Below are 25,753 nucleotides of genomic sequence, written 5' to 3'. Positions count from 1 at the left end.
GTCGGCGGCGATCGCCGCCACTCCTCGAGAAACTCGCTCGCATCAGGAGAACAGCAGCGACGACAGGCGCCGCCTCGCGCCGATGGTCGCTTTGTCGAGCGGCCCCCAGGCGTCGAAGAATTGGATGAGTTGCTTCCTCGCCCCGTCGTCGCTCCAACTACGGTCCTTTCGGATGATGTCAAGGAGCACGGCGGCGGCCTCCTCGCGCTTGCCTTTCGCGTTGAGCGCGAGGGCGAGATCGAAGCGCGCCTGCAGATCGTCGGGATCGAAGGCGACGCGCTTCTGGAGCTCGTCGATCTCGCCGAGATCGGAGGCGGCGAGCGCATTCTCCAGCGACGCCGCCGCCGCCGCGACGAGCGGGTCCGCGGCGACCGCGGCGGGCAGGCCGTCGAGCAGCGCCTGCGCGTCGGCGAGACGGTCCTGCTCCACATAGAGGCGGATGAGTTCGGCCGCCGCTTTGGCGAAGGGCGGGGTCGCGCCGACGAGCTCGAGCAGGATCGCCTCGGCGGCCTCGAATTGGCCTTCGCCGATCAGCGCCTCTGCGGTCAGAAAATCGTCGGTTCCCTCGTCCTCGAGCGGTCCGGCGAGCCGTTCGATGAAGCCGCGCAGCTGCTTCTCCGGCAGCACGCCGACGAAACCGTCGGCCGGCCGGCCGCGCTGGAAGGCGACCACGGCGGGAATGGATTTGACGCCGAGCTGTCCAGCGACCTCCGGATGCTCGTCGATATTCATCTTGACGAGCTTCACCCGTCCGCCGGCGGCTTTGACGGCGCGCTCCAACACGGGCGCGAGCTGCTTGCAGGGCTCGCACCAAGGCGCCCAGAAATCGACGAGCACGGGCTGGCGCAGCGACGCCTCCAGAACGTCGGCGCGAAACGCCGCCGTCGTCGTCTCGGTCGTCCGGGCGTCGTCTTGCGCCGTCAGTTCCGCCGCCATCGCACCGTCTCCCGCACCGTCCCGCTCGAGCGTTTCCAGTCGAAGTAGACGCCGGTTCGGCGTTGGAAACGCGTCAAATCAAAAGCCTCTAGGCGTCGCTCGCGAGGTCTCGCTCGCGTTCTCGACCCCTCACGAAAGTCAGATAGACCGGTTTGCGTCCGGCCGCCATCGCTTTCGCCTCGTATTTCGTCTGCGTCCAGCCCTCCCAGGGCGTGAGCCAGTCCGTCGACGTCGCCGCGGTCCATGCAAAATCCGTGGCCTCCCGGACGCGCGCCAGCGTCCAGCCGGCATAATCGTCGATATCCGTCGCAAAACGCAATTGCGCGCCCGGCCGCATGACCCGCGCGAGCGCCTCCAATGTCTCTTTCGAGACGAAGCGCCGTTTGCGGTGGCGGCGCTTGGGCCAGGGGTCGGGATAGAAGAGGAAGGCCCGGCCGAGGCTCGCCGGCGGCAGCCAGCCGATGATCTCCGCCGCGTCGCCCTGATGCAGGCGGATATTGGCGAGGCCGAGCGCGTCGATCCGGGCGAGGAGCTTGGCCATGCCGTTGACGAAAGGCTCGCAGCCGATGAAGCCGACATCCGGCCGCGCCGCCGCGGCCGCGACGAGATGCTCGCCGCCGCCGAAGCCGATCTCGAGAAAGACATTCTGGACGGGAGTCGGAAACAGGCTCGGCGCGTGAGGGCAGGGCTGCGAGACGTCGAGCGTCAGCGTCGGCAGCAGCTCCTGCATGAGGCGGGCCTGGCCGGCGCGCAGCGCCTTGCCTTTGCTGCGGCCATAGAGACGGCGCGACACAGGGGTCGCGCCGCCGTCGGTCTCGTCGTCCATAGGGCTTTCTTGCAGGCTTTCTGGGACGTTTTTCTCGCCGAAGACGGCGTTGGTCAGGAGAAATGCGCCTTCAGCGCGTCGACGAGGTCGGTGCGCTCCCAGGAGAAGCCGCCTTCCTCGTCCGGCGTGCGGCCGAAATGGCCATAGGCCGAGGTGCGGGCGTAGATCGGCTTGTTGAGCTGCAGATGCTCGCGAATGCCGCGCGGCGACAGGCGCATGATCTGCGGCAGGATGGCCTCCAGCCTGTCCTCGGGAACCTGACCCGTGCCGTGCAGATCCACATAGATCGACAGCGGCTCGGCGACGCCGATGGCGTAGGAGAGCTGCAGCGTCGCGCGATCGGCGAGGCCGGCGGCGACGACGTTCTTGGCCAGATAGCGGGCGGCATAGGCGGCCGAGCGGTCGACCTTGGTCGGGTCCTTGCCGGAGAAGGCGCCGCCGCCGTGCGGAGCGGCTCCGCCATAGGTGTCGACGATGATCTTGCGGCCGGTGAGGCCGGCGTCGCCATCCGGGCCGCCGATGTGGAATTTGCCGGTCGGATTGACGTGCCACACCGTCTCCTTGGTCACGAAGCCCGCGGGCAGCGACTCGAGGATATAGGGCTCGACGAGGGCGCGTATGTCCTGCGGCGTGAGATTCTCGTCGGTGTGCTGATGCGAGAGCACGATCTGCGTGGCCTCGACCGGCTTGCCGTTCTCATAGCGCAGCGTGACCTGGCTCTTGGCGTCGGGGCCGAGGCCCTTCTCCTTGCCGGAATGGCGGGCGTGGGCGAGCTTCTCGAGAATTTTGTGCGCGTAATAGATCGGGGCCGGCAGCAGATCGGGCGTCTCGCGCACCGCATAGCCGAACATGATGCCCTGGTCGCCCGCGCCCTCGTCCTTATTGCCGGCGGCGTCGACGCCCTGGGCGATATCGGCCGATTGCGCATGCAGCAGCACTTCCACGTCGGCGTTCTGCCAGTGGAAGCCGGCCTGCTCATAACCGATAGATTTGATCGCCTTGCGGGCGACGTCGACGATCTGCTCCTTGGAGATGGCCGGGCCGCGCACCTCGCCGGCGATCACCACGCGATTGGTGGTGGCGAGAGTCTCGGCTGCCACGCGGATCTGATAGGGGTCGACGCCGAATTTGGCTCCCTCGCGAAAGAACAAATCGACGATTTCGTCTGAAATGCGGTCGCACACCTTGTCGGGATGGCCTTCCGAAACCGACTCACTGGTGAAAAGATAGTTCTGTCTCGTCACATCCGATCTCCGTCCAAGCGCCGGTCCGCCGCCCGCCGGCGGACAGACCTTTCCATGTGCCCAAATCAGTACAGGCGTCGTTCGTTTCGTCAAGCCGTATATGGCAAAATGTTCTTTATAGAGAACTCTGGCGTCGGCCTATTTGGCGGCGGGATCGCCGGCGTCCGTCACCTTGGCGGCCTCGTCCTGATCGGCGAGCGTCGAGATCAGGTCGATGACGCGCTTGCGCACCTTGGGATCCTTGATGCGGGCGAAGGCGCGATTGAGATGGAGGCCCTCTGCGGTCGACAGAAAATCGACGACATATTGCGAGGAGGATTCCTCGGCGAAGCCGTCTCCGGCGGGCTGTGTCGACGGCGCGCCGTCGAAGAAGAAGGAGGGCGGCACGTTCAGCGTCTTCGAAATCTGCTGCAGCCGGCTCGCGCCGATGCGGTTTGTGCCTTTTTCGTATTTCTGCACCTGTTGGAACGTCAGGCCCAAAGCCTCTCCGAGCTTCTCCTGGCTCATTTTCATCAGAATGCGCTGCATGCGCACGCGGCTCCCGACGTGCCGGTCGATCGGATCGGGCGCCTTTTTCACTGCGACAGGTTCCTTTTGCTCATCACGGTCCGGCCTTTTGTCGAAGGGGCTGATCTAAAGAGGGTCTCGCCGAGCCTATGGCCGGCGCGGACGTGTCCGCCGCGATTTCGAGGGGTGGTTCATTAACCACCCGTCCGAAACGCAGTCATACCCGCGAGGCCGCGAAAGCGTCCCAACAGGGCGAAAATTATTGTGAAGAACCAAAGCGTTGAAGTCCAGCGAAAAGGATGGGCGGCAAAAGGCGGCGCATCCGCGGCCCGCGGCAGGCGCGCGTCGATGACGCCATCGACGCCGAGCGGCAGGCGGTGGAGAACGCGCCCATAGGGGTCGACGACCGCGGAAATCCCGGTGTTGGCGACGCGCGCCAGCGGGAGGCCCTCCTCGATGCTGCGCAGACGCGCCTGGGCGAAATGCTGATAGGGGCCGCTGGTCATGCCGAACCAGCCGTCATTGGTCACATTGAGCAGCCATTGCGGCCGCTCGCCGGCGGGTTCGACCGTCTCGCCCGGAAAGATCGCCTCGTAGCAGACCAGCGGCGCGGCGAGCGGCAGGCCCGGCGCCGCGAACCGCCGCGGGCCGGTCCCCTCGTCCCAGGTTCCGGGAACGAGCTGCGTGACGCCGAGCGGCGCCAGCAGCTTCGAAAGCGGCAGATATTCGCCGAAGGGCACGAGATGGATCTTGTCATAGGCGGCGACGATGCGGCCGGCCTGCACGGCGAGAATCGAATTGAAGATTTTCGTGCGGCGTCTGCCGTCCTCGCGGCGCGCGTCGTCTTCGGCGCGAGCGGCGCCGGTGACGAGAACGGCTCCCCGCATCGTCGCGGCGACGCGGGCCAGCGCGTCCGGATCGCGCGACAGAATGAAGGGGAAGGCCGATTCCGGCCAGATGATATGGGTCGCGTCGGCGACGCCGGAGCGGCCCGGCGCGACGGCGCGGTCGGAGAGCTCGAGATAGCGGCTCAGAATCGCCGGGCCGTTCTCCGGCTTGAATTTCGCGTCCTGCGGGAGGTTCGGCTGCATCAGCCGCAATTTCACGCCGTCGACATATTCCGTCTTGCCCGACGCCAGCCGCAGCGCGCCATAGCCCGCCATCACGATGGCGAGGACGAGCGCGACGACGACCGCCGGGGTGAGGCGGCGACGGCCGTCGACGAGCGTCGCCGGCGCGGCGAACATGATCACCGCCAGAATATCGAGCCCGTGCTGACCGACGAGCGCCGCCGTCTGATCGAGGTAGGGGACGGCGGCGAGCGCCATGCCGAAATCATTCCACGGAAAGCCGGTGAACAGACTTCCGCGCAGCAGCTCCGAGGCGCCGAGACCGGCCGCGAGCGCGAAGATGCGCGCCGAGCCGCCGGACCACAGCGTCCGCGCCAGAGCGAAGCCCAGCGCCGGAAAGAACGCGAGAACCGCCGGCGCGCCGATGACGGCGAGCGGCAGCGCCCAGGCGAATTGGTCGGGCTCGACCAGCATGGCCGCGCCCAGCCACCAGAGCCCGGCGAGAAAATAGCCGAAGCCGAGCCACCAGCCGGCCCCGGCCGCGCGGCGAACCGAGGCGGCGAGATAAGAGAAGCCGCTCTCGCCGCTGGCGGCGGCGGAGCCATCGAGGAGCCAGACCGCGACGCACAGGGTCACGAACATGGCCGGCGTGAAATCGACCGGAGCCAGCGCTAGCGCGCCCACGGCGCCGGCGGCGAAGGCGATGGCGCGGCGTGTCCAGCCCTCGGCGAGGATGATGCGTTGTGGGAGGGTCGGACCTGTCCTCGCGCCGTCGGAAAGTGTCTGGGTGAGGAATTGCTGCGCCATGGGCATCCGTTCGATTCGAAGTGGCGCGCGGACTCTAGCTCGTCCGACGGCTCCGCCCTAGTGGCTCGCACGAGCCGAAAGAGGCGCTATCATCTTCGCGGAGGCCGCACTGTGCGGCGGCGCACAAGGCGTCGCATCAAAGGAGAATTATTCGCCCCATGACCGGCAAGCGTCTGCTCCTCCTCGCCCATGCGCCATCGCCCAATACGGAGCGATTGCGCGATTCCGTTCTTGCCGGCGCGCGCGAGATCGCCGGCGTCGAGATCGTCGTCCGCGCGCCGCTGGCGGCGACGCCGGACGATGTGCTGGCGGCGGATGCGCTCATTCTGGGGACGACGGAAAACCTCGGCTATATGAGCGGCGCGCTGAAGGATTTTTTCGACCGCTGCTATTATCCCTGCCTCGAGCGCACGCAGGGGCTTCCCTATGCGCTCTTTATTCGCGCCGGCAATGACGGCGCCGGCGCGCGGCGAAGCGTCGAGAGCGTGGCGACGGGATTGCGCTGGCGCGCCGTGCAGGAGCCGCTGATCTTTCGCGGGGAGTGGCGCGAGGAGTTCGCGGGCGCTTGCCATGAGCTCGGAATGGCGATGGCCGTCGGGCTCGAGGCGGGGGTGTTTTGACACATCGTCTCGTTCCTTTCGCGCGGCGACCCTGCTAACCTCTCCGCTCGATATTTCGTCAGAGGATCGACTTTGCCTGCAGACCTCGCCTCCGGCCTCCTGTCCTTCGCCGCCTATTTTCTCGGGACCATCGCTTATTGCGCCGCATTCTGCGTCGTCTACACGCGGCTCACGCCGCATTGTGAATTCGATCTCATCGTCAATGAGCACAACGCCTCTGCGGCCATCGCCTTCGGCGGCAGCCTCATCGGCTTCGCCATCGCGCTCGCCGGCGCGGTGCACAATACGCAATCGGGGCTCGAATTCATCATCTGGGGCTTCGTCGCCTTCGCCACGCAGATCATCGCCTATCTTCTCGCGCGCCTCGCGCACCCAGGGCTTTCGCAGGCGATCGAGCAGAACGCCATCGCCGCGGCCGTCTGGCTCGGCTCCGTCTCCATTGCCGCCGGCGTGCTCAGCGCCGCCTGCATGAGCCCTTGAGGCGGCGCCATGGCAGAGCAACCTCGGGCAGAGCAACCTCGGGCAAACCAACCGCGGGCGGAGCAACCCCGCAAGGAATTCGGACGCCGCGGGCAGGCGCCGCCTGTCGTCACCAATGCGCCCAAGGGGCTTCCGGGCGGCGGCGCGGGCGCGCCTTCCGGAAGCCGCAAGCGCTCGATCGCTATCGCGCTGATCGCCGCCGGCTCGCTGTCGATCGGGACCTATGCGGCGATCGAATATGCGCATCGGGGTGACTGTTCCAAGGCAGGCGACTGGGAACAGCAGGAAGAATGCCGTCAATCGCGCAGCCACGGCGGCGGCCATGGCGGCGGGTCTTCGAGCGGCTCATCGCACAGCTCGTCCTCCGGCGATTCGTCGCATGGCTCGTCGTCCTTTTCGTCCTCTTCGAATTCGAGCGGCTCCGCCTCCGGCCATGCGGTCTCCTTCGGCGGCTTCGGCGGCTCGGGCGTCGGCCATGGCGGCGGCTCGTGAGGCGCGAGCTTTCGCCGCCGCGGCCGGACTTCGCCGAAGAGGCGAGACGAATCGGCTTTCAATTCGCGCAAGCGGATGGCGAGCCCTATTGGGACGAGAGCGCGCGCTATATTTTTTCGATGCGCGAGATCGAGGATCGTCTGGAGACGGCGACGGCCGATCTCGCCGCGCTCTGCGAGGAGGTGGTCGCGCGCATCGTGACCGACGAGCAGGCGCTCGAACGTCTGCGCATACCGCGTCACGCATGGGGGCTCATCGCCGAGAGCCATGCGCGGCGCGATCCCTCGCTCTACGGACGCTTCGATTTTTCCTATGATGGAGAGGGGCCGCCCAAGCTGCTCGAATATAACGCCGACACGCCGACGAGCCTGTTCGAATCTTCCGTCGTGCAATGGTTCTGGCTCGAGCAGATGATCGAGCGCGGCCATTTGCCGAAAGGCGCGGATCAGTTCAATTCCCTGCATGATCGGCTGATCGCGCGATGGCGCGAGATCGCCGATGGCGGGCCTGTGCATTTCGCCTGCATGACGGCGAGCGTCGAGGATCGCGGCAATGTCGCCTATCTCGCCGATTGCGCGACGCAGGCGGGCTCGTGGACGGCGCGCATCGACATGCGCGACATCGGTCTTTGCGGCGAGACATTCGTCGATCGTCTGGGGCGGCGCGTCGAGCGACTGTTCAAGCTCTATCCCTGGGAGTGGATGTTCGCCGATTCTTTCGGCAAGTCTGCTGCGATGGGCGCGACGCGATTCGTCGAGCCGCCGTGGAAAGCGGTGGCCTCCAACAAAGGTTTTCTCGCTCTGTTGTGGGAGGCGGCGCCGGGCCATCCCAATCTTCTGCCCTGCTTCTTCGAGGATGATGCGCGCGCATCGTCATTGTCGCGCTATGCGCGCAAGCCGCTCTATTCGCGCGAGGGCGCCAATGTCGCGCTCGTCGACGGCGACGCGCGTCTCGCGGAGACGCAGGGAACATATGGCGGCGAAGGCTATGTGCGGCAGCAATTATGTCTGTTGCCGAATTGCGGCGGACGCTATCCCGTGCTGGGCTGCTGGCTCGTCGGCGGCGAGGCGGCCGGCATGGGCGTGCGTGAGGACTCGTCGCTGGTGACGACGGATCGCTCGCGCTTTTTGCCGCATGCGATCATCGATTGACGGGCTTGCGGTGGACTATGCGCCTGCTTTTTGATCAATCTTAATTGATACTATTTCAAATAGCGCACGTTTCCCTAGCTCCGTGAGTTCTATATCTTCTCCCCGTCTTCCGCTATTTGGATACAAATGGGTCAATATTTTCCAATATCCAATGGCTTCAAATTGAATTTTGATGATATCGAAATCTTGCTGGGAGATATCAACCGCTGTTTGGGCAGAAATATTTTTCTTGTCCCTTATATATCTAACTAGATATCCTCTGATGACTGCGGAAGACTGTGCGACGAGGGCGGATGGACCAAGGATAGAAAACAGCTCCTTCCACGTAAATCTACATTGTAAGAAATTTCCACCATTTATTGCATAGTCAATATTAAATATACTATCAAGCTGGGCGATGTTGACCTGGCTTTCTGGTTTCTGGCTTTCGGCCGCCCTAATTCGCTCAACTAGCTCTGCATTTTTCTTTCTTAACTCGTTTATCTCGTTTAGAATTTCTAGGCTCGCTGCCGCGCTTCCTCTTATCCATCCGACGCCGGGCTTTGCTTTCATTGAGTGTGTCAATGCTTGGGTTACTCGAAGACTTAGTTCGTTTATGTCGCTCCACTCTCGAACTAGCCTACCTTCGCGAGCTTTTGTGATAAAATTATCCAATCGTGCCCGCTTCTCTGTGTCGATTTCAGTCAAGCCAACTGCAATACGCTCAGGATGGGCGTGAATAAATGAAAGAATTGGAATGTTTCTTGATGCGGCGTAATCATATTCTTTTTCTGTAAAACTCACGCCATCTGCTGTTATGCTCCCATATCTCCCGCCTACTATAAGAACATAATAGTCGCTGTCGTCAATTATGGCTTTTATGTAGGATAGCTGCTCCTCATCGAAAGCGGGAAACGCTTCCATTCCTGCCGGGATGCAGTCGATCTTCGCCAGAGTGTCAAAAACTGCGGCTCTCTCGTCTTTGAGGTCGGTATATGTTGAGCTGACAAATACTTGGTATCTTTTCTTTTCCATGGAGCAGAATCTACGAGTGAGCAGCGTGCCAATGCACTATCGAATCATATTATGCGCGGCGTGACATGCGGGCGCAATACGCTGAGCACGGTGGCCAAGTGTGTGCTGCGTCGAAACGCCACGAAGGCGGACGTCGCGTCATTCGCTACAGTTGGCACCGCAAAATAAGGGAGGACGGCCATGCCTGACGTCACTTTCTCCACCCCTCTTCTCCACAAAAATGTGACGGTCTATGCGGTCGCCGGCGACACGCATACAATACTCGCCGTCGCCGAGGCGAATAAGATTCCGATCCCGCATGATTGCAAGGACGGCGAATGCGGCTCCTGCCTCATCGAGGTGGCGCCGCTCGACGACAAGACGATGGGCGCGACGCTCACCGAGAAAGAGAAAGCGCAGCTCAAGTCCATGGGCAAGATCACGGCGGAGGAGATTATCCGCGCCGAGGTCGACGACATTCCGCCGAAATATCGGCTCGCCTGCCAATATGTGGTGCGCGACCAGGATATATTGGTGAAATTCACCGGAGAGCCCGGCGGCGCGTGACGTCGCCGGCGCGGCGATCCGGGGCGAGCAGCGTCCCCGGATCGCTTCGTCGCTTCATGCCGATCTCGCGCGCCGATCTCGCGCGCATGGTCGCGCGCGCACGTCGCGTCTCGAGGCGCGTCTCCGAGAGTTCGCGCCCTATATCCGCGCCGAGGAACCCGAGACCGGCCGGGGAGCGTCCGAGAGCGCCCGCTCGGAGCGCGATCTCGGCGGCCGGCCTCCCGCGGCGATTTCTCATGCTCGAGGACGAGCCGGCCCTCAGGGCGGGCGCTCGGTGGGGCAGGCGCTCGGCGGGGGGAACTGGCCATGCGTCCCGCCTCATGCTAACAGCGGCCTCCGCGGCCGGATCGTCCCGGCGCCAATCGCGACAGGAGCGGCCATGTCCGACATTTTCCACGAGGTCGACGAAGACGTCCGCCGGGACAAGGCGGCAAACCTCTGGAAGCGTTATCAGACGCCGGTGATCGTCGGCGCTTTTCTGGTCGTCGTCGCGACAGGGGCGTACAGCTTCTACGAGAGCAACCGCGTCAAGGCCGCCGAGGGCGCCAATGTCCGCTTCGGCGCGGCCGCCGCGCTCGCTACCCAGGGCAATAGCGCCGAAGCGCTCGCCGCTTTCGAGGCCCTCGCCAAGGATTCGCCCAGGGGCTACGCCACTCTGGCGCGGATGCGCGCGGCGCAGGAGCTGGCGCAGAGCGACAAGGTCAAGGCGGTCGCCGCCTTCGACGCCATCTCCGAGGACAAGGGCGTCGACAAGCTCACGCAGCAGGTCGCCAAGCTGCGCGCCGGGCTTCTGCTGCTGGAGCAGGGCGAGCGGCAGAAAATGGCGGATCGCCTCGGCGAGCTCGTCACCGCCAATGGGCCGCTCCGCTTCACGGCGCAGGAGCTGCTGGCGCTCGATGCGCTGCAGGACGGCGATTTCAACGAGGCCGACCGCGTCTTCAAGCTCATCCTCAATGATCAGGAGGCGCCGCATGCGATGCGTCAGCGCGCCAGCGCTTATAAGGCGCTGCTCGACGCCGCGCGCGGCTCCGCTCCGCCGGCCGCCGCGCCCGCGCCGGACAGCAAGTAAGCGGGAAGGCTAGAGCGTTTCCAACGCCGGCTCGGCGTTGGAATGGCGTCGAAACAAAAGCATCGAGTCTTTTCGTGGAAACATGAAAAGCCTCTGGAGGCGGCGTCGCCGCGACGTTGGACCAAAGGGCCACAATGTCCTTCACGCTCGCCATCATCGGCCGGCCGAATGTCGGCAAGTCGACTTTATTCAACCGGCTCGTCGGCAAGAAGCTGGCGCTGGTCGACGACCGGCCCGGCGTCACCCGCGACCGCCGCGAGGGCGAGGCGCGCCTCGCCGATCTGCGCTTCACCATCATCGACACGGCGGGCCTCGAGGAAGGCGCCGCCGCGACGCTGGAAGGGCGCATGCGCGCGCAGACCGAGGCGGCGATCGACTCCGCCGACGCCATTCTCTTCATGATCGACGCGCGCGTCGGCGTGACGCCGGACGACAAATATTTCGCCGACCTCGTGCGCCGCGCCGGCAAGCCCGTGGTGCTCGCCGCCAATAAGGCGGAAGGGCGCAAAGGCGAGGCGGGCCTCGTCGAAGCTTATGAGCTCGGCCTCGGCGATCCGGTGCCGCTCTCGGCCGAGCATGGCGAGGGCATGAGCGCATTATTCGACGCGCTGCGCGAAGCTCTGCCGGAGGCGACCGAGGCGCCGGAGGAGGACGAAGAGGCCACGACGGATATCGCCGTCTCGGCGGATGAGGACGGCAGCGAGGCCGATCCGACCAAGCCCTTGCGCATCGCCGTCGTCGGGCGCCCCAACGCCGGCAAATCGACGCTGATCAACCGCCTGCTCGGCGAGGATCGCCTGCTCACCGGGCCGGAGGCGGGCATCACCCGCGATAGCATCTCCGTGCCCTTCCGCTGGCGCGACCGCGAGGTGAAGCTGTTCGACACCGCCGGCCTGCGCAAGCGCGCCAAGGTCGTCGACAAGCTGGAAAAGCTCGCCGGCGCCGATGCGCTGCGCGCCGTGCGCTTCTCGGAAGTCGTCGTGCTCTTGCTCGACTCGGCCATTCCCTTCGAGAAGCAGGATCTGACCATCGCCGATCTCGCCGCGCGCGAGGGCAGGGCGGTGGTCATCGCGCTCGGCAAATGGGATGCGGTCGACGATCCGGGAACGCGGCTCGCCAAGCTGCGCGAGGAGGCCGAGCGCCTGCTGCCGCAGATCAAGGGCACGCCGGTCGTTCCCGTCTCCGGCGTCACGGGCTACGGCCTCGACGGCCTGATGCGCGCGATTCTCGGGGCGCATGACGTTTGGAACCGGCGCATCTCGACGGCGCGGCTCAATCGCTGGCTCGAGAGCGCCATAGACGAGACGCCGCCGCCGGCGGTCTCCGGCCGGCGCATCAAGATTCGCTATATGACGCAGGCCAAGGCGCGGCCGCCGCATTTCATTTTGTTCGGCAATCAGCTCGACGAGCTGCCGACGAGCTATCTGCGCTTTCTCATGAACAGCCTGCGCCGCGGCTTCGATCTGCCCGGCACGCCGATCCGCATCTCCACGCGCTCGGGTGAGAATCCCTATGACAAGGGAAAAAAGTGACTTGGGCTTCCTTTGGGCGTGGCGTAGAATGATCCGTATTGAGGGCGCATTATTGTAGAGAAAAGGAAGACGGCGCGGTGTCGGAGGAAAGCAAAGCAACAAAGACTTCAAACATTGTAATCGCGTTTTCGGCTTTCGTCACAATGCTCGTAACGGGCGTTATCGCTTGCCTAACTAAAGAGTTGGCAAGTATTGCTAAGTTCGACCAGAGACCATGGATTGCGGTGGAAGAAATTTCTGTTATTTCTAAAATAGACGATGTGCAGCAGCTGTTTAATCCACGAAATCCGCAGCTTACTATTTCATTTAATCTTATCAACAAGGGGCATTCACCCGCTCGTGTAAAAATACGTGCGAGCCTTTTTAATTTCATAAACGCTGACGGCGGGCGCAATGGGCACGATTTAGAAGATCGAAAACGTGAGATGTGTGCAAAAACTATTGATAGTGATCTTGAGTATACCGTTTTTCCGGAAATTAAATTCCCATATTGGAAATATGACGTTGGTGATGATCGGATAATCCCAGAAAACGCCAAATTCTCTCCAAAAATTGTTGGGTGTGTTTTCTACCAATCTATAAATGAAGCTGATATTCATAAGACCCCTTTTTTTGGGGTTGTAGTAGTTGGAACCAAGGACTCTATCCAGAGAGGTGTAAATCCACTCTTTTTAACGGCTGATCCGGCTATTCCTGCGGCAAGTCTGGTTGTCAACGACTTGTCGTTTTATGGAGTTGCCAATTGAGAGATGGATCTCAAACTATTGCTTGAGACATAGCTGCAACTGTTTCTCCGATTCGGCAGCTAGCTCGCCCCTTCGAACTGCTCCAGCAGCGCGTCGCGCGCCTCGGCGATGCGGCGGTAATGCTCGGCGCTGCCGCCGGCGTCGGGATGCGCGGTCTTGGCCAGACGGCGGAAGGCGGCCTTGATCTCCGCAGGCTCGAGCGCGCCCTCCGTCGGCAGCTCCAGCGTCTCGCGGTGCTCCTGATTGTCGTCCTCGTCGAAATCGAACATCTTCTGGAAGGCGGCGCGCTGCTTGCGGCCCTCTATGCGCAATTCGACTTGATCCTCCTTCCAGCGTTGGAGCGACATCACGAAGCAGGCGCCGAAAGCGATACGGCCCTGCGTCTCCAGCTCGTCCAGGCTGAACGGCCCCACCACATCATAGGGCGGCGCGAGACAGGCGGTGCGGACGCCGTCGACCAGCTCGATGCGGCCGATCGTGACTTTGTCGGAAACGCCGAGCGAGCCATTCCAGACGACCCAGCCCAATTCCTCCGCCGATTCCTCCGCCATGCTGCGCGCTCTCATGCGTCTGGCGCCGCGCCCCGTCGCTTTTGTGCGAAAGGGCCCGCCGCGTTCGTACATTCTCGCGTTACATGCAGTTTCGAAGCCAATATCGCGCTGCAGCATGTTTTTGGCGCTTCGTCCCCAGCCGATGACGAGATTGGCGCTTGGCAATCATTAATTTCGAATTATTCTAAAGAAGGGCGTTCCGACTGGCCATCGGGACAGTGGCGGCGCCCCGATCAGGGTTCATCCAAGGAGCTGAGTTATGGCTACGCTCAAGGACACGAAGACCGAGCAGAATCTCAAAGCGGCCTTCGCCGGCGAGTCGCAGGCGAACCGCCGCTACCTGTATTTCGCCCAAAAGGCGGATGTCGAGGGCTACAATGATGTGGCGACCGTGTTCCGTTCCACCGCCGAGGGCGAGACGGGCCATGCGCATGGCCATCTCGAATTCCTCGAGGTGGTGGGCGATCCGGCGACCGGCCTGCCGATCGGCAAGACCGAGGACAATCTGAAGGCCGCCGTCGCCGGCGAGACGCATGAATATACGGATATGTATCCGGGCTTCGCGCGCTCCGCCCGCGAGGAGGGTTTCGAGGAGATCGCCGACTGGTTCGAGACGCTGGCCAAGGCCGAGCGCTCGCACGCCGGCCGCTTCCAGAAGGCGCTCGACGAGCTGAAGTAAGCGCGCGACCCGTTTTCCAGCCGATCGCTTCGCGCGGAGTTCGCCGCCTTCCCTCTCCCCGCACGCGGGGAGAAGGTGAGGATGAGGGGCTTATCGTGAGGCGCCGCGGCCGTCATGGCCGGGCTTGTCCCGGCTACCCACGCCAAGCGGCTGAGAAACCAAAGGAAAGCGCCCGCCATCGACGGATTTCCTCCCCCAGCGGGCGCCCCCAAGGCTTCGGCGTCACGCCAAACTTCTAAGACGCCTCGGCGCGTTGGCGTGGGTGGCCGGGACAAGCCCGGCCAGGACGTCGCGGGGGCGAGCGGAATCTGTGCATTCGATAGCCGCGCGCGGGGAGAGGGAGCGATGCGCCCGGAACCTACGAGCACATCAGAATAATTCGACCGGGGCTTGGAAGCGAGATGAGAGAAGGCGGGCTCGAGGCGCCCTTCCGGCGCCCGTTGGATTGGGAAAACCCCGATTTCTACGACGAGGCGAAGCTCGACGCCGAAATGCGCCGCGTGCTCGACATTTGCCATGGCTGCCGGCGCTGCTTCAATCTCTGCGATTCCTTTCCGCGCCTGTTCGATCTCGTCGACGAGTCTGCGAAAGGAGAGCTCGAGACGGTCGATAGCGCCGATTTCAAGAAGGTCGTCGACGCCTGCACGCTCTGCGACATGTGCTTTCTGACCAAATGTCCCTATGTGCCGCCGCATGAGTTCGATCTCGACTTCCCGCATCTGATGCTGCGTTATCGCGCCGTCGAGGCGAAGAAGAACGGCGTCGGTTTCGCGGATCGCCAACTCGCCGACACCGACCGCAATGGCGCAGTGGCGACCAAGCTCGCGCCGCTCGCCAATTGGGCGACCGACTGCTCGCATCATGCCGCGCGCAATGCGCTGGAGACGGTCGCCGGTCTCCATCACGAGGCCGCGCTGCCGAAATATTCGAAGAAGACGCTTCAAACGCTCGCGAAGGAGACGTTGGTCGAGGTGAATCGTGACGCGCCGGGCTTCGGCCGCAAGGCGGTGATCTACGCCACCTGCTTCGGCGAATATAATGATCCGGGCGTCGGCCTCGCCGCGCGCGCGGTGCTCGCCAAGAATGGCGTCGAGACGGAGATTCTGCATCCGCATTGCTGCGGAATGCCGCTGCTCGAGCAGGGGCTCATCGGCGAGGTCGCGGCCTCGGCAAAACAAGTGGCTGCCGCCTTCGAGCCTTGGATCGACAAGGGCTATGACATTATCGCGCTGGTTCCCTCTTGCGCGCTGATGCTGAAATTCGAATGGCCTTTGATCGCGACCGACGATCCAAAAGTGAAGCGCCTCTCCGCCTCGACCTATGATCTCAGCGAATATGTCGTCGGCATCGCTCGCAAGGAGGGGCTGGCGGAAGGGCTGTCGCCGATCGAGGGCGGCGTCGCCTTCCATGTCTCCTGCCATTCGCGCGCGCAGAACATCGGGCAGAAGGGCGCGGAGCTGCTGCGTCTGGTTCCGCAGGCGGATGTCGCCGTCATCGAGCGCTGCTCGGGCCATGGCGGCGCTTGGGGCTATAAGACGCCGAATTTCGAGACGGCGCTGAAGGTCGGCAAGCCGGTGGCGCGGCAGGCGCAATCGTCTGGCAAAGCCTATATCGTCTCCGAATGTCCGCTCTCCGGCCCGCATATCGTGCAGGGCATGGAGCAGCTGGACGCGGGGGCGAAAAAGCCCGAGGTCGTCGCGCATCCGATCGAGATTCTCGCGCGGGCCTATGGGGTGAAGTGACCGGGGAGGCCCCCTTCCTCACCCTCCCCCGCTTTGCGGGAGAGGGGGGCGGCGGGCGCCTCGCGAACCCTCGATGAAGGGCCGAATCTGCTCCCTCTCCCGCGAAGCGGGGAGGGGGCTCGACTCGCGCAGCCTGAAGAACTGGAGCGATAAATGGCGCAAAAGCACCACATCACCGTCGCCGATCTTCTTCCGCCGGACGAATATGCGAAGATTCGCGTCGATAGCCGGCGCCGCATCGCCGCGCGCAAGCGCAATCGCCGCATCGAGGTCGGACCGTTCGTGACCTTTTATTTCGAGGATTTCGAGACGATCTGGCTGCAGATCCAGGAGATGATCCACATCGAAAAGGGGACGCTCGAGCAGGCGCCGAGCGAGATCGCCGCCTATGATCCGCTCATCCCCAAGGGTCGCGAATTGGTCGCCACCTTCATGATCGAGATCGACGATCCGTTGCGCCGGAAGCGCGTGCTGGACACGCTCGGCGCGATAGAAGAGACCGCCTTCATCGAATTGGGCGGCGAGCGCATCGCCGGCGTCGCCGAAGCGGACCAGGACCGCACCAGGGCCGACGGTAAGGCCTCCGCCGTGCAATTCGTGCATTTTCCCTTCACCGATGCGCAGGCGGCGGCGTTCCGCACGCCGGGCGCGCGCGCGCTGATCGGCTTCACCCATCAGAATTACGGGCATATCGCCGTGATGCCGGAGGCGGTGCGGGAGGAGCTCTCGGGGGATTTCGCCTGAGAATTTCTTCGGGCGGCGCGGATTTCAGCGCGGCGAGCCCGCCCAGAGTTTTTCCCTGTCTCAGGGAAACATGAAAAGACTCTCTGCTTTTGTTTTGACGCGTTTCCGAAGCCGAACCGGCGTCCACTTCGGCTGGAAACGCTTCATGGCGCGCATCGTGGCGTTTGCCACATTATTTCGAGAGCGCGTCTGGCAAATATTCGTCCATCGACACACTGACAAGTCGGGGGACGAAAATGACCAACATCATGACCTATGAGAATTGGATGTCCTGCACCTGCCTCGTGAAAAAAAGAAGTCCGGAGCTGCGGGCGCTCGACGCTGCAATACTCGCTTTTCACATCTCTACGAACAAGAGCTCGGCTATTTTTATTCTCAGAGTGAAGCTCTGCGCTTTTATCGCCAAGCATAGCGGCGGCGTCGTCAAGGCTGTGGGCGGTCGGTTGGTCGGTTTGAAGTCGAGGCTCGACCGTATCGGCAACAATGGCCTCGGTCCGGTCAGCGAGCTCTATAATCAGGTGGAAGCCGAGTTCGTCGCCAGCACGTCGAGCACGACCGGATCGAGCACATCGACAACGACGGACGCATTCACCGGAACAGGAACCGGAGCCGGAACGGGAACCGGAGCCGGGACCGACGCTGGAAGCGGCTGGGGGGCTCCTCTGCGCAGTCCGGCCCCGCCGCCGCTGCCCGCCGGCGCTCTGCGATGAGGCTCGCGGGATCGATTCGGCTCGAGCGTCCGCCGACGCGAGGCTGGCCTTGCGGCGCAAATGACCTTAAAGGGCGTGGCGACTGTCGCCACCCCCTTCCCAGTGAGCCCACGCCTTGAGCACACCCTCCGCCGACCCCGTCTCGCGGCGGCGCACCTTCGCCATCATCTCCCACCCGGATGCGGGCAAGACCACGCTGACCGAGAAGCTTCTGCTGTTCGGCGGCGCGATCCAGCTCGCCGGCGCGGTGAAGGCCAAGCGCAACGCTCAGCAGACGCGCTCCGATTGGATGAGCATAGAGCGCGAGCGCGGCATTTCCGTCGTCACCTCGGTGATGACCTTCGAATATGGCGATTGCGTCTTCAACCTGCTCGACACGCCGGGCCATGAGGACTTTTCGGAAGACACCTATCGCACGCTCTCCGCCGTGGATGCGGCGGTGATGGTGATCGACGCCGCCAAGGGCATTGAAGCGCGCACGCGAAAACTCTTCGAAGTGTGCCGGCTGCGCGACATTCCGATCGTCACCTTCATCAACAAGCTGGACCGTGATGGGCGCGATCCCTTCTCGCTCCTCGACGAGATCGAGAAGACGCTGGCGCTCGACACCGCGCCCGTCACCTGGCCGATCGGCTCCGGCCGCAGCTTCGCCGGCACCTACTGCTTCGCGACCAAATCCGTGCGCAAGATCGACGCCGATACGGAGCCGATGACCGTCTCCGGCCTCGACGATCCGGCGTTGCTCGCGCTGCTGCCGGCGCATGAGGCGGACGCCTGGCTCGAGGAGGCCATGCTCGCCGAGGAAGGCTGCAAGAAGTTCGAGCTTTCGGCGTTTCGCGAGGGGCATCTGACGCCGGTCTTCTTCGGCAGCGCGCTGCGCAATTTCGGCGTGCGCGATCTCATCGACGCAATGGCCGAATATGCGCCCTCGCCGCGCGGGCAGGACGCCGACAAGCGCCATGTCGAGGCCAAGGAGCCGAAAATGGCTGGCTTCGTGTTCAAGATTCAGGCGAATATGGACCCCAACCATCGCGACCGCATCGCCTTCATGCGCGTCTGCTCGGGCAAGCTCTCGCGCGGCATGAAGGCGAAGATCGTGCGCACCGGCAAGACCATCTCGCTCAATGCGCCGCAATTCTTCTTCGCGCGCGACCGCTCCATCGCCGATGAAGCCTATGCGGGCGATGTCGTGGGCATTCCCAATCACGGCATATTGCGCATCGGCGACACGCTCACCGAGGGTGAGGAGATTTCCTTCCGCGGCGTGCCGAGCTTCGCGCCGGAAATTCTGCGCCGCATCGTCATCTCCGACGCGATGAAGGCCAAGAAGCTGCGCGAGGCGCTGCGCCAGCTGGCGGAGGAGGGCGTGGTGCAGCTCTTCCTGCCCAATGACGGCTCCGGCGCGCTGGTCGGCGTCGTCGGCGCGCTGCAGCTCGACGTGCTGGCGACGCGGCTCGAGGCCGAATATGGGCTGGAGACGAAATACGAGACCTCGCGCTTTGCGATCTGCCGCTGGATCACGTCGAATGATCCGATCGCGCTGAAGAGCTTCATCGAATCGCATGGCTCCTCCATGGCGGAGGACATAGACGGCGCGCCCGTGTTCATGTCGTCGAGCGAGTTCCAGCTGCGCTATGACGCGGAGCGGCATGCTGCGATCGTGTTCTCGGATGTGAAGGATTATCAGAAGAGCGAGGCGGCGAAGGGCTGACGAAAGCCCCGGCCGCGAGAAGCGCGTCCAGGGCCGGCCGGCGTTCGGCGATGTCGCGCGCGCGACGCATGACGGAAAAGCGAGCTTCCGAACGTCTCTCGACTATCGGCGATCGAGGCGGGAGTTGCGTGCGCTTATCTCGACTCCATACTCGCGAGCGCGGAAGAGTGCGGCTTGCCGCCTCTCAGGACCTCCATCATTCCGAAGGACCGCTGGCTGTCGTCCGTCGACCTCGTCGAATCCTTGCTCCCCGATCCGCGCTGCGCGCCGACCGTGAACGGGCTTCGTCGCGCTCATCCCGAATCCGCCCTCGCTCACGCGTCGAGCTGAAGGCCGGGCGCCGAGCGCGCTGCGGGCGGATTTGGATGACCGCGGACGTCCCCCGAGCCGAGCGAGACATTTGCGACGGCCTCGAATATGCTGCCGACTCCCGATCCGATCCCAGGAGCGCAGACCCATGTCCGAGGCGGCGTCCGGCCTCAATCTCGATCCCGATGGCGAAGATTTCATTCTGAGCCGCACAGGCGACGATGGCGTGACGGCCAGAATCGTCCTCACCGCCGCCGATATTCTCGATTTGACCCGCTCGGCCCTCGCGCTGCGCGAGAGGGGTCTCGCCGAGCGGCAGTCGGCGAGCGGCGAGGTCGAGGCGGTGCTGGCGACGCCGGTCGAGAATGTCGCGCTGCATCGCGAGATGCTCGGCGACAATCTGCTCCTCACTCTCGTCTCGCCCGACGGCAATCGGCTGGCCTTCGCTCTGCCATCGGCGCTCGCCGCCGATCTCGTCGAGCGGCTCACGGGCGTTCTCGCGACGCAGGCCGCCGCGCCGGCGCGCCAGTGAGCCGAGAGCGTTTCCAGCGCTCGGCGTTGGAAACGCGTCAAAACAAAGGCTTCAGGGCGAGACGCGATATTCCTCGGTGAGGTCGCCGCGGATCAGCGTGACGATCTTCTCCGTTCCCGAGCGAACCCAGCGCGCGTGGCAGATCTTCGGGCCGCACAGAACTTCGGGGAAGCGGTAGAGAGGCTTGCCGGAGGCGAGCTTGAGACCGAATTCGGCGTCCGGCCTCCAGCCCTGGGCGGCGAGCTGGTCGCGATACTCCCGATAGATCAGCAGCTGTGAGAAATCATCGTCCTGCGCCGCCGCCGCTCCCGAGACCAGGATCGAGCCCAGCGCCGAGGCCAGGACGAAAAGCGAGCCCGCGCAAGCGAGCTTGGCGAGCCGACCGAAGTCCGAGGAAATCATCTCTGCGAGCCCCCTCTGCGGCGCGAGCGGAACATGTTCGCGCCTGCGGATTTCATCGCACGATTCCTGCCGCTCTGAAAAGTTCGCCGCGCGACGAAACCGCCGCCCGAAAGCAATCGGCCCCGCTCGCGCGGGGCCGATCTTCTGTCCGCTTGGTCGCGGATCATCTCTCGGCGGGTTCGAGCGCTCGCGCCAGGCTGTGAACCTCCGCGTCGCGCGAGGCGAGCGGGGCGAGGTGGTGGCGCTCCTCGATCAGCTTCAGGATCGAGGTCGTGTCGTAATTCGCATGATCCACCCCGGAGCGATCGAAGCGCTTGGAGATCAGCAGCGCCGGGACACGGGTGCCGGGGCCCCAGCGGTCGTGCGCGCCGCCGCCGGTGTGATGATCATTGTGATGGTGATGCTCCGACTCGGCCACGCGCTCGGTCTGATAGGGCGGCGGCGGCACATGGTCCCAGGAGCCGCCGAACTCGTCATAGGTGACGATGATCAGCGTGTCGCGCCCATCCGGCCCGTTCACGATCGAAGCGATCAGATCGACGAGATGCGTGCTGCCGCCCGGCTCGCTGGCGTAGCCGGGATGCTCGTTCTCCGCGCCGATCAGCTTCACGAAGCTCACCGGCTTCAGCCGGCCGCTATTGGCGGCCTGGACGAACTCCGCCTCGTCGCGCAGATGCGCGGCGCGGGCCGCCGTGCCCGGCGCATAGGCCTTGAAATAGTTGAAGGGCTGATGGTGGTACTGGAACAGCTTGTCCGGGCAGTGCGGATAGACCGCCGTGGCCAGCGCATTCGCGTCGGCGCAATTCGGCCCGGCTCCATTGGTCCAGCCGGCCGCGCCGACGTCGCCATTGGCGTTGGACCAGCCGCCCGAATACCAGGCCCAGTCGATCCCGCGCGCCGAGAGACGATCGCCGATCGTCGGATTCTCGAGCGGGGGCAGGCGCTTCGCATCCGCCGTTCCGGGGGCGTAGGGCTGATAGAAGGGCTGGATCGTGTTGATCGCGAAATCGCCGCAGGCGATATTCGCCGGCGTCGCCGGCCGTCCCGACGGCGGATTGCAGGAGGCGGTCAGCTGCGCGTCCTTGGCGGAGGCGCCGAGCAGACTCGTGTAGAGCGGCGTGCTGGTCGCCATGCCGTTCGCGTCGACGACCGAATGAAGGTCGTTCCCGGAGGCGTCGTTGAGCGCATTGGCGAAAACCGGCGTCGTCGCGGCGACGAGCCATTGGTGATTGAGGAAGGAGCCGCCGAAGGCCGATTGGAAGAAATGATCGGCGATGACGTAATGCGGCGCGCCATGCTTGTGGAGCGCGACATAGATCGGCAGCTTGGTCGTGTCGTAATAGCCCAAGGAGAGGCCGACGGCGTCGCTGCCCGTCACATAGCGATTCTGCTTGCCGCCATTGATCTGGAACTGCTCGCTGTAATAGCGATGCACGAGATCGCGCGTGCAGCCGCCGGTGAGGGCGCCGGCGGAATTCTTCAACACGCCGTTCGAAGCGGAGACGCCCGGCGCCGGACAGGTCTTGTCGGTCGCGGCGATATAGTCGTCGATCTCGAAGGGCTTGTCGGGGAAGGCGCTCACGAAGGAGGACGCGCCGGTCGCATCCGTGCAGCTCGTCGCCAGCGGCGAGGGCGAGGTGAGATTCACATCGTTCTGCAGCAGGCAATTATAAGCGGTCGTTCCGTCGGCGTGGACCTGCTTCTTATGCGCCGGATCGGCGAAGGGCAGGCCCTGCACCGGCTCGCCATTCACCGCGCCCCACAGGCCGAACAAATTGTCGAAGCTGTGGTTTTCCTGGTAGATGACGACGATATGATCGAATTCTCGCAGAGACTCGGAACTCGCGGGGGTCGCAGCCGCCGCGCAGGCGACAGCCGCGAGGCCGCGGATGGAATGCTTCAGAAACATTTTTGTAGCCCCCAGATATCAGGCGGCGCGGAGGCTAGCGACGGAACATATCGAGGCGATGACGGCGGCGGCGGCGGAAAAAAGCCCGGCGGCGCCTCTTTCGGCCGCGCGCGGAGCGGCGCTGCGGCGGGACGAATGTCGTCGACGCGGCGACAAACTCCGGCGCCCGCGTCGGCGCCGCCCCTTTTCGTCCCTGCGAGAGCATGATAAGCGAACCCTCACACCGATGCGCGAGCGCGCATTCTGCGGGCGGATTTCGGTCGGCCGAGAGAATTTTGCGCTGAAAACGGGAGCTCGAGGCCGTTTCGGGATCGCCGCCTTCGGCGTTCCGCGCAAGGACCTCGCTTCCCGCGACCGGCTCCACCCGTGAGGCGCGGGCGAGCCGGGAGCCGCCGTCACTTGCTGCGCCTTGTCTCGCATAGAGGATGCTAAATGAGCCAATCCGCTTTCTTCACCACATCGCTCGCCGATTCGGATCCTGATCTCGCCAAGGCCATCGGCCTGGAGCTCGGCCGGCAGCGCGACGAGATCGAGCTCATCGCCTCCGAGAACATCGTGTCCAAGGCGGTCCTGGAAGCGCAAGGCTCTGTTCTGACGAACAAATATGCGGAGGGCTATCCGGGCAAGCGCTATTATGGCGGCTGCCAGTTCGTCGACATCGCCGAAAATCTCGCGATCGAGCGGGCCAAGCAGCTCTTCGGATGCGGCTTCGCCAATGTGCAGCCGAACTCCGGCAGCCAGGCCAATCAGTCGGTCTTCCTCGCCCTCGCGACGCCGGGCGACACCTTCATGGGCCTCGACCTCGCCGCGGGCGGCCATCTGACCCATGGCTCGCCGGTCAATCTCTCCGGCAAATGGTTCAAGCCGGTTCCCTATACGGTGCGCAAGGACGATCAACTCATCGATATGGAGCAGGTCGCCGCGCTCGCCGCCGAGCACAAGCCGAAGATCATCATCGCCGGCGGCTCCGGCTATTCGCGCATCTGGGACTTCGAGGCCTTCCGCAAGATCGCGGATAGCGTCGGCGCCTATTTCATGGTCGATATGGCGCATTTTGCCGGTCTGGTGGCGGCGGGCCTGCATCCCTCGCCCTTCCCGCATGCGCATATCGTCACCACCACCACGCATAAGACGCTGCGCGGCCCGCGCGGCGGCATGGTGCTGACCAATGACGAGGACATCGCCAAGAAGATCAATTCGGCGGTCTTCCCCGGCCTGCAGGGCGGCCCGCTGATGCATGTCATCGCCGGCAAGGCGGCGGCCTTCGGCGAGGCGCTGAAGCCGGAGTTCAAGGCCTATCAGCAACAGGTGAAGGACAACGCCAAGACGCTCGCCCAGACGCTCGTCGACGCGGGTCTGGCGATCGTCTCCGGCGGCACCGACAATCATCTGATGCTCGTCGATCTGCGCCCGAAGAAGCTGACCGGCAAAGCCGCGGAAGCCGCGCTCGGCCGCTCGCACATCACCTGCAACAAGAACGGCATTCCCTTCGATCCGGAGAAGCCCTTCGTCACCTCCGGCATCCGCCTCGGCTCGCCGGCCGCCACCTCGCGCGGCTTCGGCACGGCGGAGTTCAAGCTCGTCGGCGGCTATATCGTCGAGGTGCTGGACGGGCTCGCCGCCAAGGGCGAGGCCGAGAACGCCGCGACGGAAGCCGCGGTGAAGGAGAAGGTCCACGCGCTGACGGCGAAGTTCCCGATCTATTGATCGCGGCAATCACCCTCTCCCCGCGAGCGGGGAGAGGGAAGCAGCGCCATCGTCGGCGGTAAGGTGAGGCCATGCGCTGTCCCTATTGCGGTTCGCCCGACACGCAGGTGAAGGACTCGCGTCCGGCCGAGGATTCCTCCTCGATCCGTCGCCGCCGGGTATGTCCCGGCTGCGGCGGCCGGTTCACCACATTCGAGCGCGTGCAGCTGCGCGAGCTGATCGTGGTCAAGAAGTCGGGCCGCAGAGTCCCCTTCGATCGCGACAAGCTGATGCGCTCGCTGGAAGTGGCGTTGCGCAAGCGCCCCGTCGATCCAGAGCGCGTCGAGCGCATGGTGAATGGCGTCGTGCGCCAGCTCGAGAGCTCCGGCGATACGGAGATCGAGAGCGCGCAGATCGGCGAATTGGTGATTCAGGGCCTCAAATCGCTGGACGATGTGGCCTATGTGCGCTTCGCCTCGGTCTATCGCGATTTTCGCGAGGTCAGCGACTTCCATGCGCTGATCGACGAATTGTCGCATGGCGATGGCGAGCAGAGCGCGGATAAGACGCAGGACGCCGAAGCCACGCCGGGCGGGAGATGACCGCGACGAAGCCGGAAACCGTATCTCAGGCCCTCGTGGACGACGCCTTCATGGCGGCGGCGCTGGCGCTCGGCCGGCGCAATCTCGGCCGCACCGGGCCGAACCCTGCCGTCGGCGCGATCATCGTCAAGGATGGCGTCGTCATCGCGCGCGGCTATACGGCGCTGGGCGGCCGCCCGCACGCCGAGGCGATCGCTGTCGCGGCGGCCGGCGAGGCGGCGCGCGGCGCGACGCTCTATGCCACGCTAGAGCCTTGCTCCCATCACGGCGCGACGCCGCCCTGCGTGGACACGATCATCGCCGCCGGAATCGCGCGTGTCGTCTCGGCGCTCGAGGACCCGGATGCGCGGGTCGCCGGCCGCGGCCATGCGCGCCTGCGCGAGGCCGGCGTCGAGGTGACGACCGGCGTGCGCGCCGCGCAGGCCCGCGCCGATCATCTCGGCCATATATTGCGGGTGACGCAGGGCCGGCCCATGGTCACTTTGAAGCTCGCCCAGACCGCGGATGGCTACGCCGCCGGGGCGGAGCATGATCCGCGCCTGTTCATCACCGGCGCGCTCGCCGATTCCGTCACCCATATAGAGAGATCGCTGCATAGCGCGATCATGGTCGGCCATGGCACGGCCGCGGTGGACGATCCTCTGCTCACTGTGCGCCTGCCCGGCCTCGAGGCCTTCAAGCCGCTGCGCGTGGTGCTCGACGCGCGTCTGCGCCTGTCGCGCAGTTCGCGCCTCGCCGCCACCGCGCGCGAGACGCCGACGCTGGTCCTCGCCGGAGGGGGCGTCACGGACGCAGAGGCGCAGGATTTCGCCGCCGCGACGGGCATAGAGGTCGCGCGCATCGGGCTCGACGCCGCCGGCCGTCTCGCGCTGGGCGAGGCGCTCGCCGAGCTGGCGCGTCGCGGAATCACGCGCGTCTTCAGCGAGGGCGGCCCGCGCGTCGCCGAGAGTCTGCTCGTCGCTGCGCTCGCCGACGATGTCGTCTTGCATACGGGGTTGAAGCCGCTCGGTCGTCCGGGTCGGCTCGCTCTGTCCGCCACGGCGCGGGCCATTCTCGATGACCCGAGCCGCTATCGCCTCGCGGATGCGGCCATGCTCGGCGTCGACCGCCTGACGCGCTACGAGAGGATCGGCTGA

General features: G+C 64.5%; 26 protein-coding genes. 17 read left to right on the top strand and 9 right to left on the bottom strand.

What is annotated here, in order from left to right:
• Nucleotides 1–42 precede the first annotated feature (42 nt).
• From AC6IY7_RS01945 to lnt, 5 genes are all read right to left on the bottom strand, one after another.
• Entirely contained in the window at nt 43–936 is an 894-nt protein-coding gene (locus AC6IY7_RS01945) for a tetratricopeptide repeat protein (RefSeq protein ID WP_497781334.1), read from the bottom strand.
• Nucleotides 937–1,024: 88 nt separating this feature from the next.
• Nucleotides 1,025–1,762 carry a tRNA (guanosine(46)-N7)-methyltransferase TrmB gene (gene trmB, locus AC6IY7_RS01940; protein WP_497781332.1) on the bottom strand — a complete coding sequence of 246 codons (738 nt, stop codon included), beginning with the start codon at nt 1,760–1,762 and terminating at the stop codon, nt 1,025–1,027.
• Nucleotides 1,763–1,815: 53 nt separating this feature from the next.
• On the bottom strand, nt 1,816–3,006 hold the full coding sequence (metK, locus tag AC6IY7_RS01935) for a methionine adenosyltransferase (RefSeq protein WP_497781331.1): 1,191 nt from the start codon (nt 3,004–3,006) through the stop codon (nt 1,816–1,818).
• A 138-nt stretch (nt 3,007–3,144) separates the two neighbouring features.
• Nucleotides 3,145–3,585 (bottom strand): helix-turn-helix domain-containing protein, encoded by a 441-nt coding sequence (locus tag AC6IY7_RS01930; RefSeq protein WP_497781330.1) that lies wholly within the window; start codon nt 3,583–3,585, stop codon nt 3,145–3,147.
• A gap of 122 nt (nt 3,586–3,707) precedes the next feature.
• Nucleotides 3,708–5,390, bottom strand: coding sequence for an apolipoprotein N-acyltransferase (gene lnt / locus AC6IY7_RS01925; RefSeq protein WP_497781329.1), 1,683 nt, complete (start codon nt 5,388–5,390; stop codon nt 3,708–3,710).
• A gap of 158 nt (nt 5,391–5,548) precedes the next feature.
• On the opposite strand from lnt, the gene AC6IY7_RS01920 reads away from it, so the two are divergent.
• The 4 genes from AC6IY7_RS01920 (at nt 5,549) to AC6IY7_RS01905 (ending at nt 8,133) form a co-directional block, all read left to right on the top strand.
• The gene (locus tag AC6IY7_RS01920) at nt 5,549–6,010 is read left to right on the top strand and encodes a flavodoxin family protein (protein ID WP_497781328.1); all 462 of its coding nucleotides are present in this window, start codon (nt 5,549–5,551) and stop codon (nt 6,008–6,010) included.
• Between the two features lie 72 nt (nt 6,011–6,082).
• Nucleotides 6,083–6,490 (top strand): DUF350 domain-containing protein, encoded by a 408-nt coding sequence (locus AC6IY7_RS01915; protein WP_497781327.1) that lies wholly within the window; start codon nt 6,083–6,085, stop codon nt 6,488–6,490.
• A gap of 9 nt (nt 6,491–6,499) precedes the next feature.
• Nucleotides 6,500–6,982: a hypothetical protein gene (locus tag AC6IY7_RS01910; RefSeq protein WP_497781326.1), complete on the top strand. Its 483-nt coding sequence runs from the start codon at nt 6,500–6,502 to the stop codon at nt 6,980–6,982.
• Nucleotides 6,979–8,133, top strand: a complete 1,155-nt coding sequence (locus tag AC6IY7_RS01905) for a glutathionylspermidine synthase family protein (RefSeq protein WP_497781325.1) — start codon at nt 6,979–6,981, stop codon at nt 8,131–8,133. Before AC6IY7_RS01910 ends, AC6IY7_RS01905 begins: the two co-directional genes overlap by 4 nt.
• Before the next feature lie 15 nt (nt 8,134–8,148).
• On the opposite strand, the gene AC6IY7_RS01900 is transcribed toward AC6IY7_RS01905, so the two are convergent.
• The gene (locus AC6IY7_RS01900; protein WP_497781324.1) at nt 8,149–9,147 is read right to left on the bottom strand and encodes a DUF4062 domain-containing protein; all 999 of its coding nucleotides are present in this window, start codon (nt 9,145–9,147) and stop codon (nt 8,149–8,151) included.
• A 180-nt stretch (nt 9,148–9,327) separates the two neighbouring features.
• Here AC6IY7_RS01900 and AC6IY7_RS01895 point away from each other — a divergent pair, with 180 nt between their 5' ends.
• The 4 genes from AC6IY7_RS01895 (at nt 9,328) to AC6IY7_RS01880 (ending at nt 13,040) form a co-directional block, all read left to right on the top strand.
• Nucleotides 9,328–9,693, top strand: coding sequence for a 2Fe-2S iron-sulfur cluster-binding protein (locus tag AC6IY7_RS01895; RefSeq protein ID WP_497781323.1), 366 nt, complete (start codon nt 9,328–9,330; stop codon nt 9,691–9,693).
• Between the two features lie 379 nt (nt 9,694–10,072).
• Entirely contained in the window at nt 10,073–10,762 is a 690-nt protein-coding gene (locus tag AC6IY7_RS01890) for a tetratricopeptide repeat protein (RefSeq protein WP_497781322.1), read from the top strand.
• A 134-nt stretch (nt 10,763–10,896) separates the two neighbouring features.
• Nucleotides 10,897–12,294, top strand: coding sequence for a ribosome biogenesis GTPase Der (der, locus tag AC6IY7_RS01885; RefSeq protein WP_497781321.1), 1,398 nt, complete (start codon nt 10,897–10,899; stop codon nt 12,292–12,294).
• Nucleotides 12,295–12,371: 77 nt separating this feature from the next.
• Nucleotides 12,372–13,040, top strand: a complete 669-nt coding sequence (locus AC6IY7_RS01880; RefSeq protein WP_497781320.1) for a hypothetical protein — start codon at nt 12,372–12,374, stop codon at nt 13,038–13,040.
• Between the two features lie 59 nt (nt 13,041–13,099).
• Here the strand turns inward: AC6IY7_RS01880 and AC6IY7_RS01875 are convergent, their stop codons facing one another.
• On the bottom strand, nt 13,100–13,606 hold the full coding sequence (locus AC6IY7_RS01875) for a J domain-containing protein (protein WP_497781319.1): 507 nt from the start codon (nt 13,604–13,606) through the stop codon (nt 13,100–13,102).
• Nucleotides 13,607–13,850: 244 nt separating this feature from the next.
• On the opposite strand from AC6IY7_RS01875, the gene AC6IY7_RS01870 reads away from it, so the two are divergent.
• The 6 genes from AC6IY7_RS01870 (at nt 13,851) to AC6IY7_RS01845 (ending at nt 20,018) form a co-directional block, all read left to right on the top strand.
• Nucleotides 13,851–14,270 (top strand): rubrerythrin family protein, encoded by a 420-nt coding sequence (locus AC6IY7_RS01870; RefSeq protein WP_196409150.1) that lies wholly within the window; start codon nt 13,851–13,853, stop codon nt 14,268–14,270.
• Nucleotides 14,271–14,671: 401 nt separating this feature from the next.
• Nucleotides 14,672–16,012, top strand: a complete 1,341-nt coding sequence (locus AC6IY7_RS01865) for a heterodisulfide reductase-related iron-sulfur binding cluster (protein WP_497781318.1) — start codon at nt 14,672–14,674, stop codon at nt 16,010–16,012.
• Between the two features lie 153 nt (nt 16,013–16,165).
• Complete coding sequence (locus tag AC6IY7_RS01860) at nt 16,166–16,756, top strand: DUF3501 family protein (protein ID WP_497781316.1); 591 nt, start codon at nt 16,166–16,168, stop codon at nt 16,754–16,756.
• A gap of 236 nt (nt 16,757–16,992) precedes the next feature.
• On the top strand, nt 16,993–17,466 hold the full coding sequence (locus tag AC6IY7_RS01855) for a hypothetical protein (RefSeq protein ID WP_497781315.1): 474 nt from the start codon (nt 16,993–16,995) through the stop codon (nt 17,464–17,466).
• Nucleotides 17,467–17,581: 115 nt separating this feature from the next.
• Nucleotides 17,582–19,177, top strand: a complete 1,596-nt coding sequence (locus AC6IY7_RS01850; protein ID WP_497781314.1) for a peptide chain release factor 3 — start codon at nt 17,582–17,584, stop codon at nt 19,175–19,177.
• A 457-nt stretch (nt 19,178–19,634) separates the two neighbouring features.
• A complete protein-coding gene (locus tag AC6IY7_RS01845; RefSeq protein ID WP_497781313.1) occupies nt 19,635–20,018 on the top strand; it encodes a hypothetical protein in 384 nt (127 codons plus the stop codon).
• Nucleotides 20,019–20,069: 51 nt separating this feature from the next.
• Here the strand turns inward: AC6IY7_RS01845 and AC6IY7_RS01840 are convergent, their stop codons facing one another.
• Together AC6IY7_RS01840 and AC6IY7_RS01835 are read right to left on the bottom strand one after the other, a co-directional pair.
• Nucleotides 20,070–20,420 (bottom strand): hypothetical protein, encoded by a 351-nt coding sequence (locus AC6IY7_RS01840; protein WP_497781312.1) that lies wholly within the window; start codon nt 20,418–20,420, stop codon nt 20,070–20,072.
• A 163-nt stretch (nt 20,421–20,583) separates the two neighbouring features.
• A complete protein-coding gene (locus AC6IY7_RS01835; protein ID WP_497781310.1) occupies nt 20,584–22,329 on the bottom strand; it encodes an alkaline phosphatase family protein in 1,746 nt (581 codons plus the stop codon).
• Between the two features lie 432 nt (nt 22,330–22,761).
• Between AC6IY7_RS01835 and glyA the strand changes: the two genes are divergently transcribed.
• The 3 genes from glyA to ribD all read left to right on the top strand — a co-directional run bounded on the left by glyA (nt 22,762) and on the right by ribD (nt 25,753).
• Nucleotides 22,762–24,036, top strand: a complete 1,275-nt coding sequence (glyA, locus tag AC6IY7_RS01830; RefSeq protein WP_497781309.1) for a serine hydroxymethyltransferase — start codon at nt 22,762–22,764, stop codon at nt 24,034–24,036.
• Between the two features lie 71 nt (nt 24,037–24,107).
• The gene (gene nrdR, locus AC6IY7_RS01825) at nt 24,108–24,617 is read left to right on the top strand and encodes a transcriptional regulator NrdR (RefSeq protein WP_497781308.1); all 510 of its coding nucleotides are present in this window, start codon (nt 24,108–24,110) and stop codon (nt 24,615–24,617) included.
• Nucleotides 24,614–25,753: a bifunctional diaminohydroxyphosphoribosylaminopyrimidine deaminase/5-amino-6-(5-phosphoribosylamino)uracil reductase RibD gene (gene ribD / locus AC6IY7_RS01820; RefSeq protein WP_497781307.1), complete on the top strand. Its 1,140-nt coding sequence runs from the start codon at nt 24,614–24,616 to the stop codon at nt 25,751–25,753. The genes nrdR and ribD overlap by 4 nt, the downstream gene beginning before the upstream one ends.

This window comes from Methylosinus sp. is20ea (assembly GCF_059718135.1).
The sequence above is the reverse complement of the archived record's forward strand: the minus strand, read 5'-3'. Positions and strand labels throughout refer to the sequence as shown.

Excerpts from the sequence above, each read along its gene's own strand:
- AC6IY7_RS01945 (WP_497781334.1), bottom strand. The coding sequence starts at position 936 with ATGGCGGCGGAACTGACGGCGCAAGACGACGCCCGGACGACCGAGACG.
- trmB (WP_497781332.1), bottom strand. The coding sequence starts at position 1,762 with ATGGACGACGAGACCGACGGCGGCGCGACCCCTGTGTCGCGCCGTCTC.
- lnt (WP_497781329.1), bottom strand. The coding sequence starts at position 5,390 with ATGGCGCAGCAATTCCTCACCCAGACACTTTCCGACGGCGCGAGGACA.
- AC6IY7_RS01920 (WP_497781328.1), top strand. The coding sequence starts at position 5,549 with ATGACCGGCAAGCGTCTGCTCCTCCTCGCCCATGCGCCATCGCCCAAT.
- AC6IY7_RS01910 (WP_497781326.1), top strand. The coding sequence starts at position 6,500 with ATGGCAGAGCAACCTCGGGCAGAGCAACCTCGGGCAAACCAACCGCGG.
- AC6IY7_RS01900 (WP_497781324.1), bottom strand. The coding sequence starts at position 9,147 with ATGGAAAAGAAAAGATACCAAGTATTTGTCAGCTCAACATATACCGAC.
- AC6IY7_RS01895 (WP_497781323.1), top strand. The coding sequence starts at position 9,328 with ATGCCTGACGTCACTTTCTCCACCCCTCTTCTCCACAAAAATGTGACG.
- AC6IY7_RS01890 (WP_497781322.1), top strand. The coding sequence starts at position 10,073 with ATGTCCGACATTTTCCACGAGGTCGACGAAGACGTCCGCCGGGACAAG.
- der (WP_497781321.1), top strand. The coding sequence starts at position 10,897 with ATGTCCTTCACGCTCGCCATCATCGGCCGGCCGAATGTCGGCAAGTCG.
- AC6IY7_RS01875 (WP_497781319.1), bottom strand. The coding sequence starts at position 13,606 with ATGAGAGCGCGCAGCATGGCGGAGGAATCGGCGGAGGAATTGGGCTGG.
- AC6IY7_RS01870 (WP_196409150.1), top strand. The coding sequence starts at position 13,851 with ATGGCTACGCTCAAGGACACGAAGACCGAGCAGAATCTCAAAGCGGCC.
- AC6IY7_RS01865 (WP_497781318.1), top strand. The coding sequence starts at position 14,672 with ATGAGAGAAGGCGGGCTCGAGGCGCCCTTCCGGCGCCCGTTGGATTGG.
- AC6IY7_RS01860 (WP_497781316.1), top strand. The coding sequence starts at position 16,166 with ATGGCGCAAAAGCACCACATCACCGTCGCCGATCTTCTTCCGCCGGAC.
- AC6IY7_RS01855 (WP_497781315.1), top strand. The coding sequence starts at position 16,993 with ATGACCAACATCATGACCTATGAGAATTGGATGTCCTGCACCTGCCTC.
- AC6IY7_RS01845 (WP_497781313.1), top strand. The coding sequence starts at position 19,635 with ATGTCCGAGGCGGCGTCCGGCCTCAATCTCGATCCCGATGGCGAAGAT.
- AC6IY7_RS01840 (WP_497781312.1), bottom strand. The coding sequence starts at position 20,420 with ATGATTTCCTCGGACTTCGGTCGGCTCGCCAAGCTCGCTTGCGCGGGC.
- AC6IY7_RS01835 (WP_497781310.1), bottom strand. The coding sequence starts at position 22,329 with ATGTTTCTGAAGCATTCCATCCGCGGCCTCGCGGCTGTCGCCTGCGCG.
- glyA (WP_497781309.1), top strand. The coding sequence starts at position 22,762 with ATGAGCCAATCCGCTTTCTTCACCACATCGCTCGCCGATTCGGATCCT.
- nrdR (WP_497781308.1), top strand. The coding sequence starts at position 24,108 with ATGCGCTGTCCCTATTGCGGTTCGCCCGACACGCAGGTGAAGGACTCG.
- ribD (WP_497781307.1), top strand. The coding sequence starts at position 24,614 with ATGACCGCGACGAAGCCGGAAACCGTATCTCAGGCCCTCGTGGACGAC.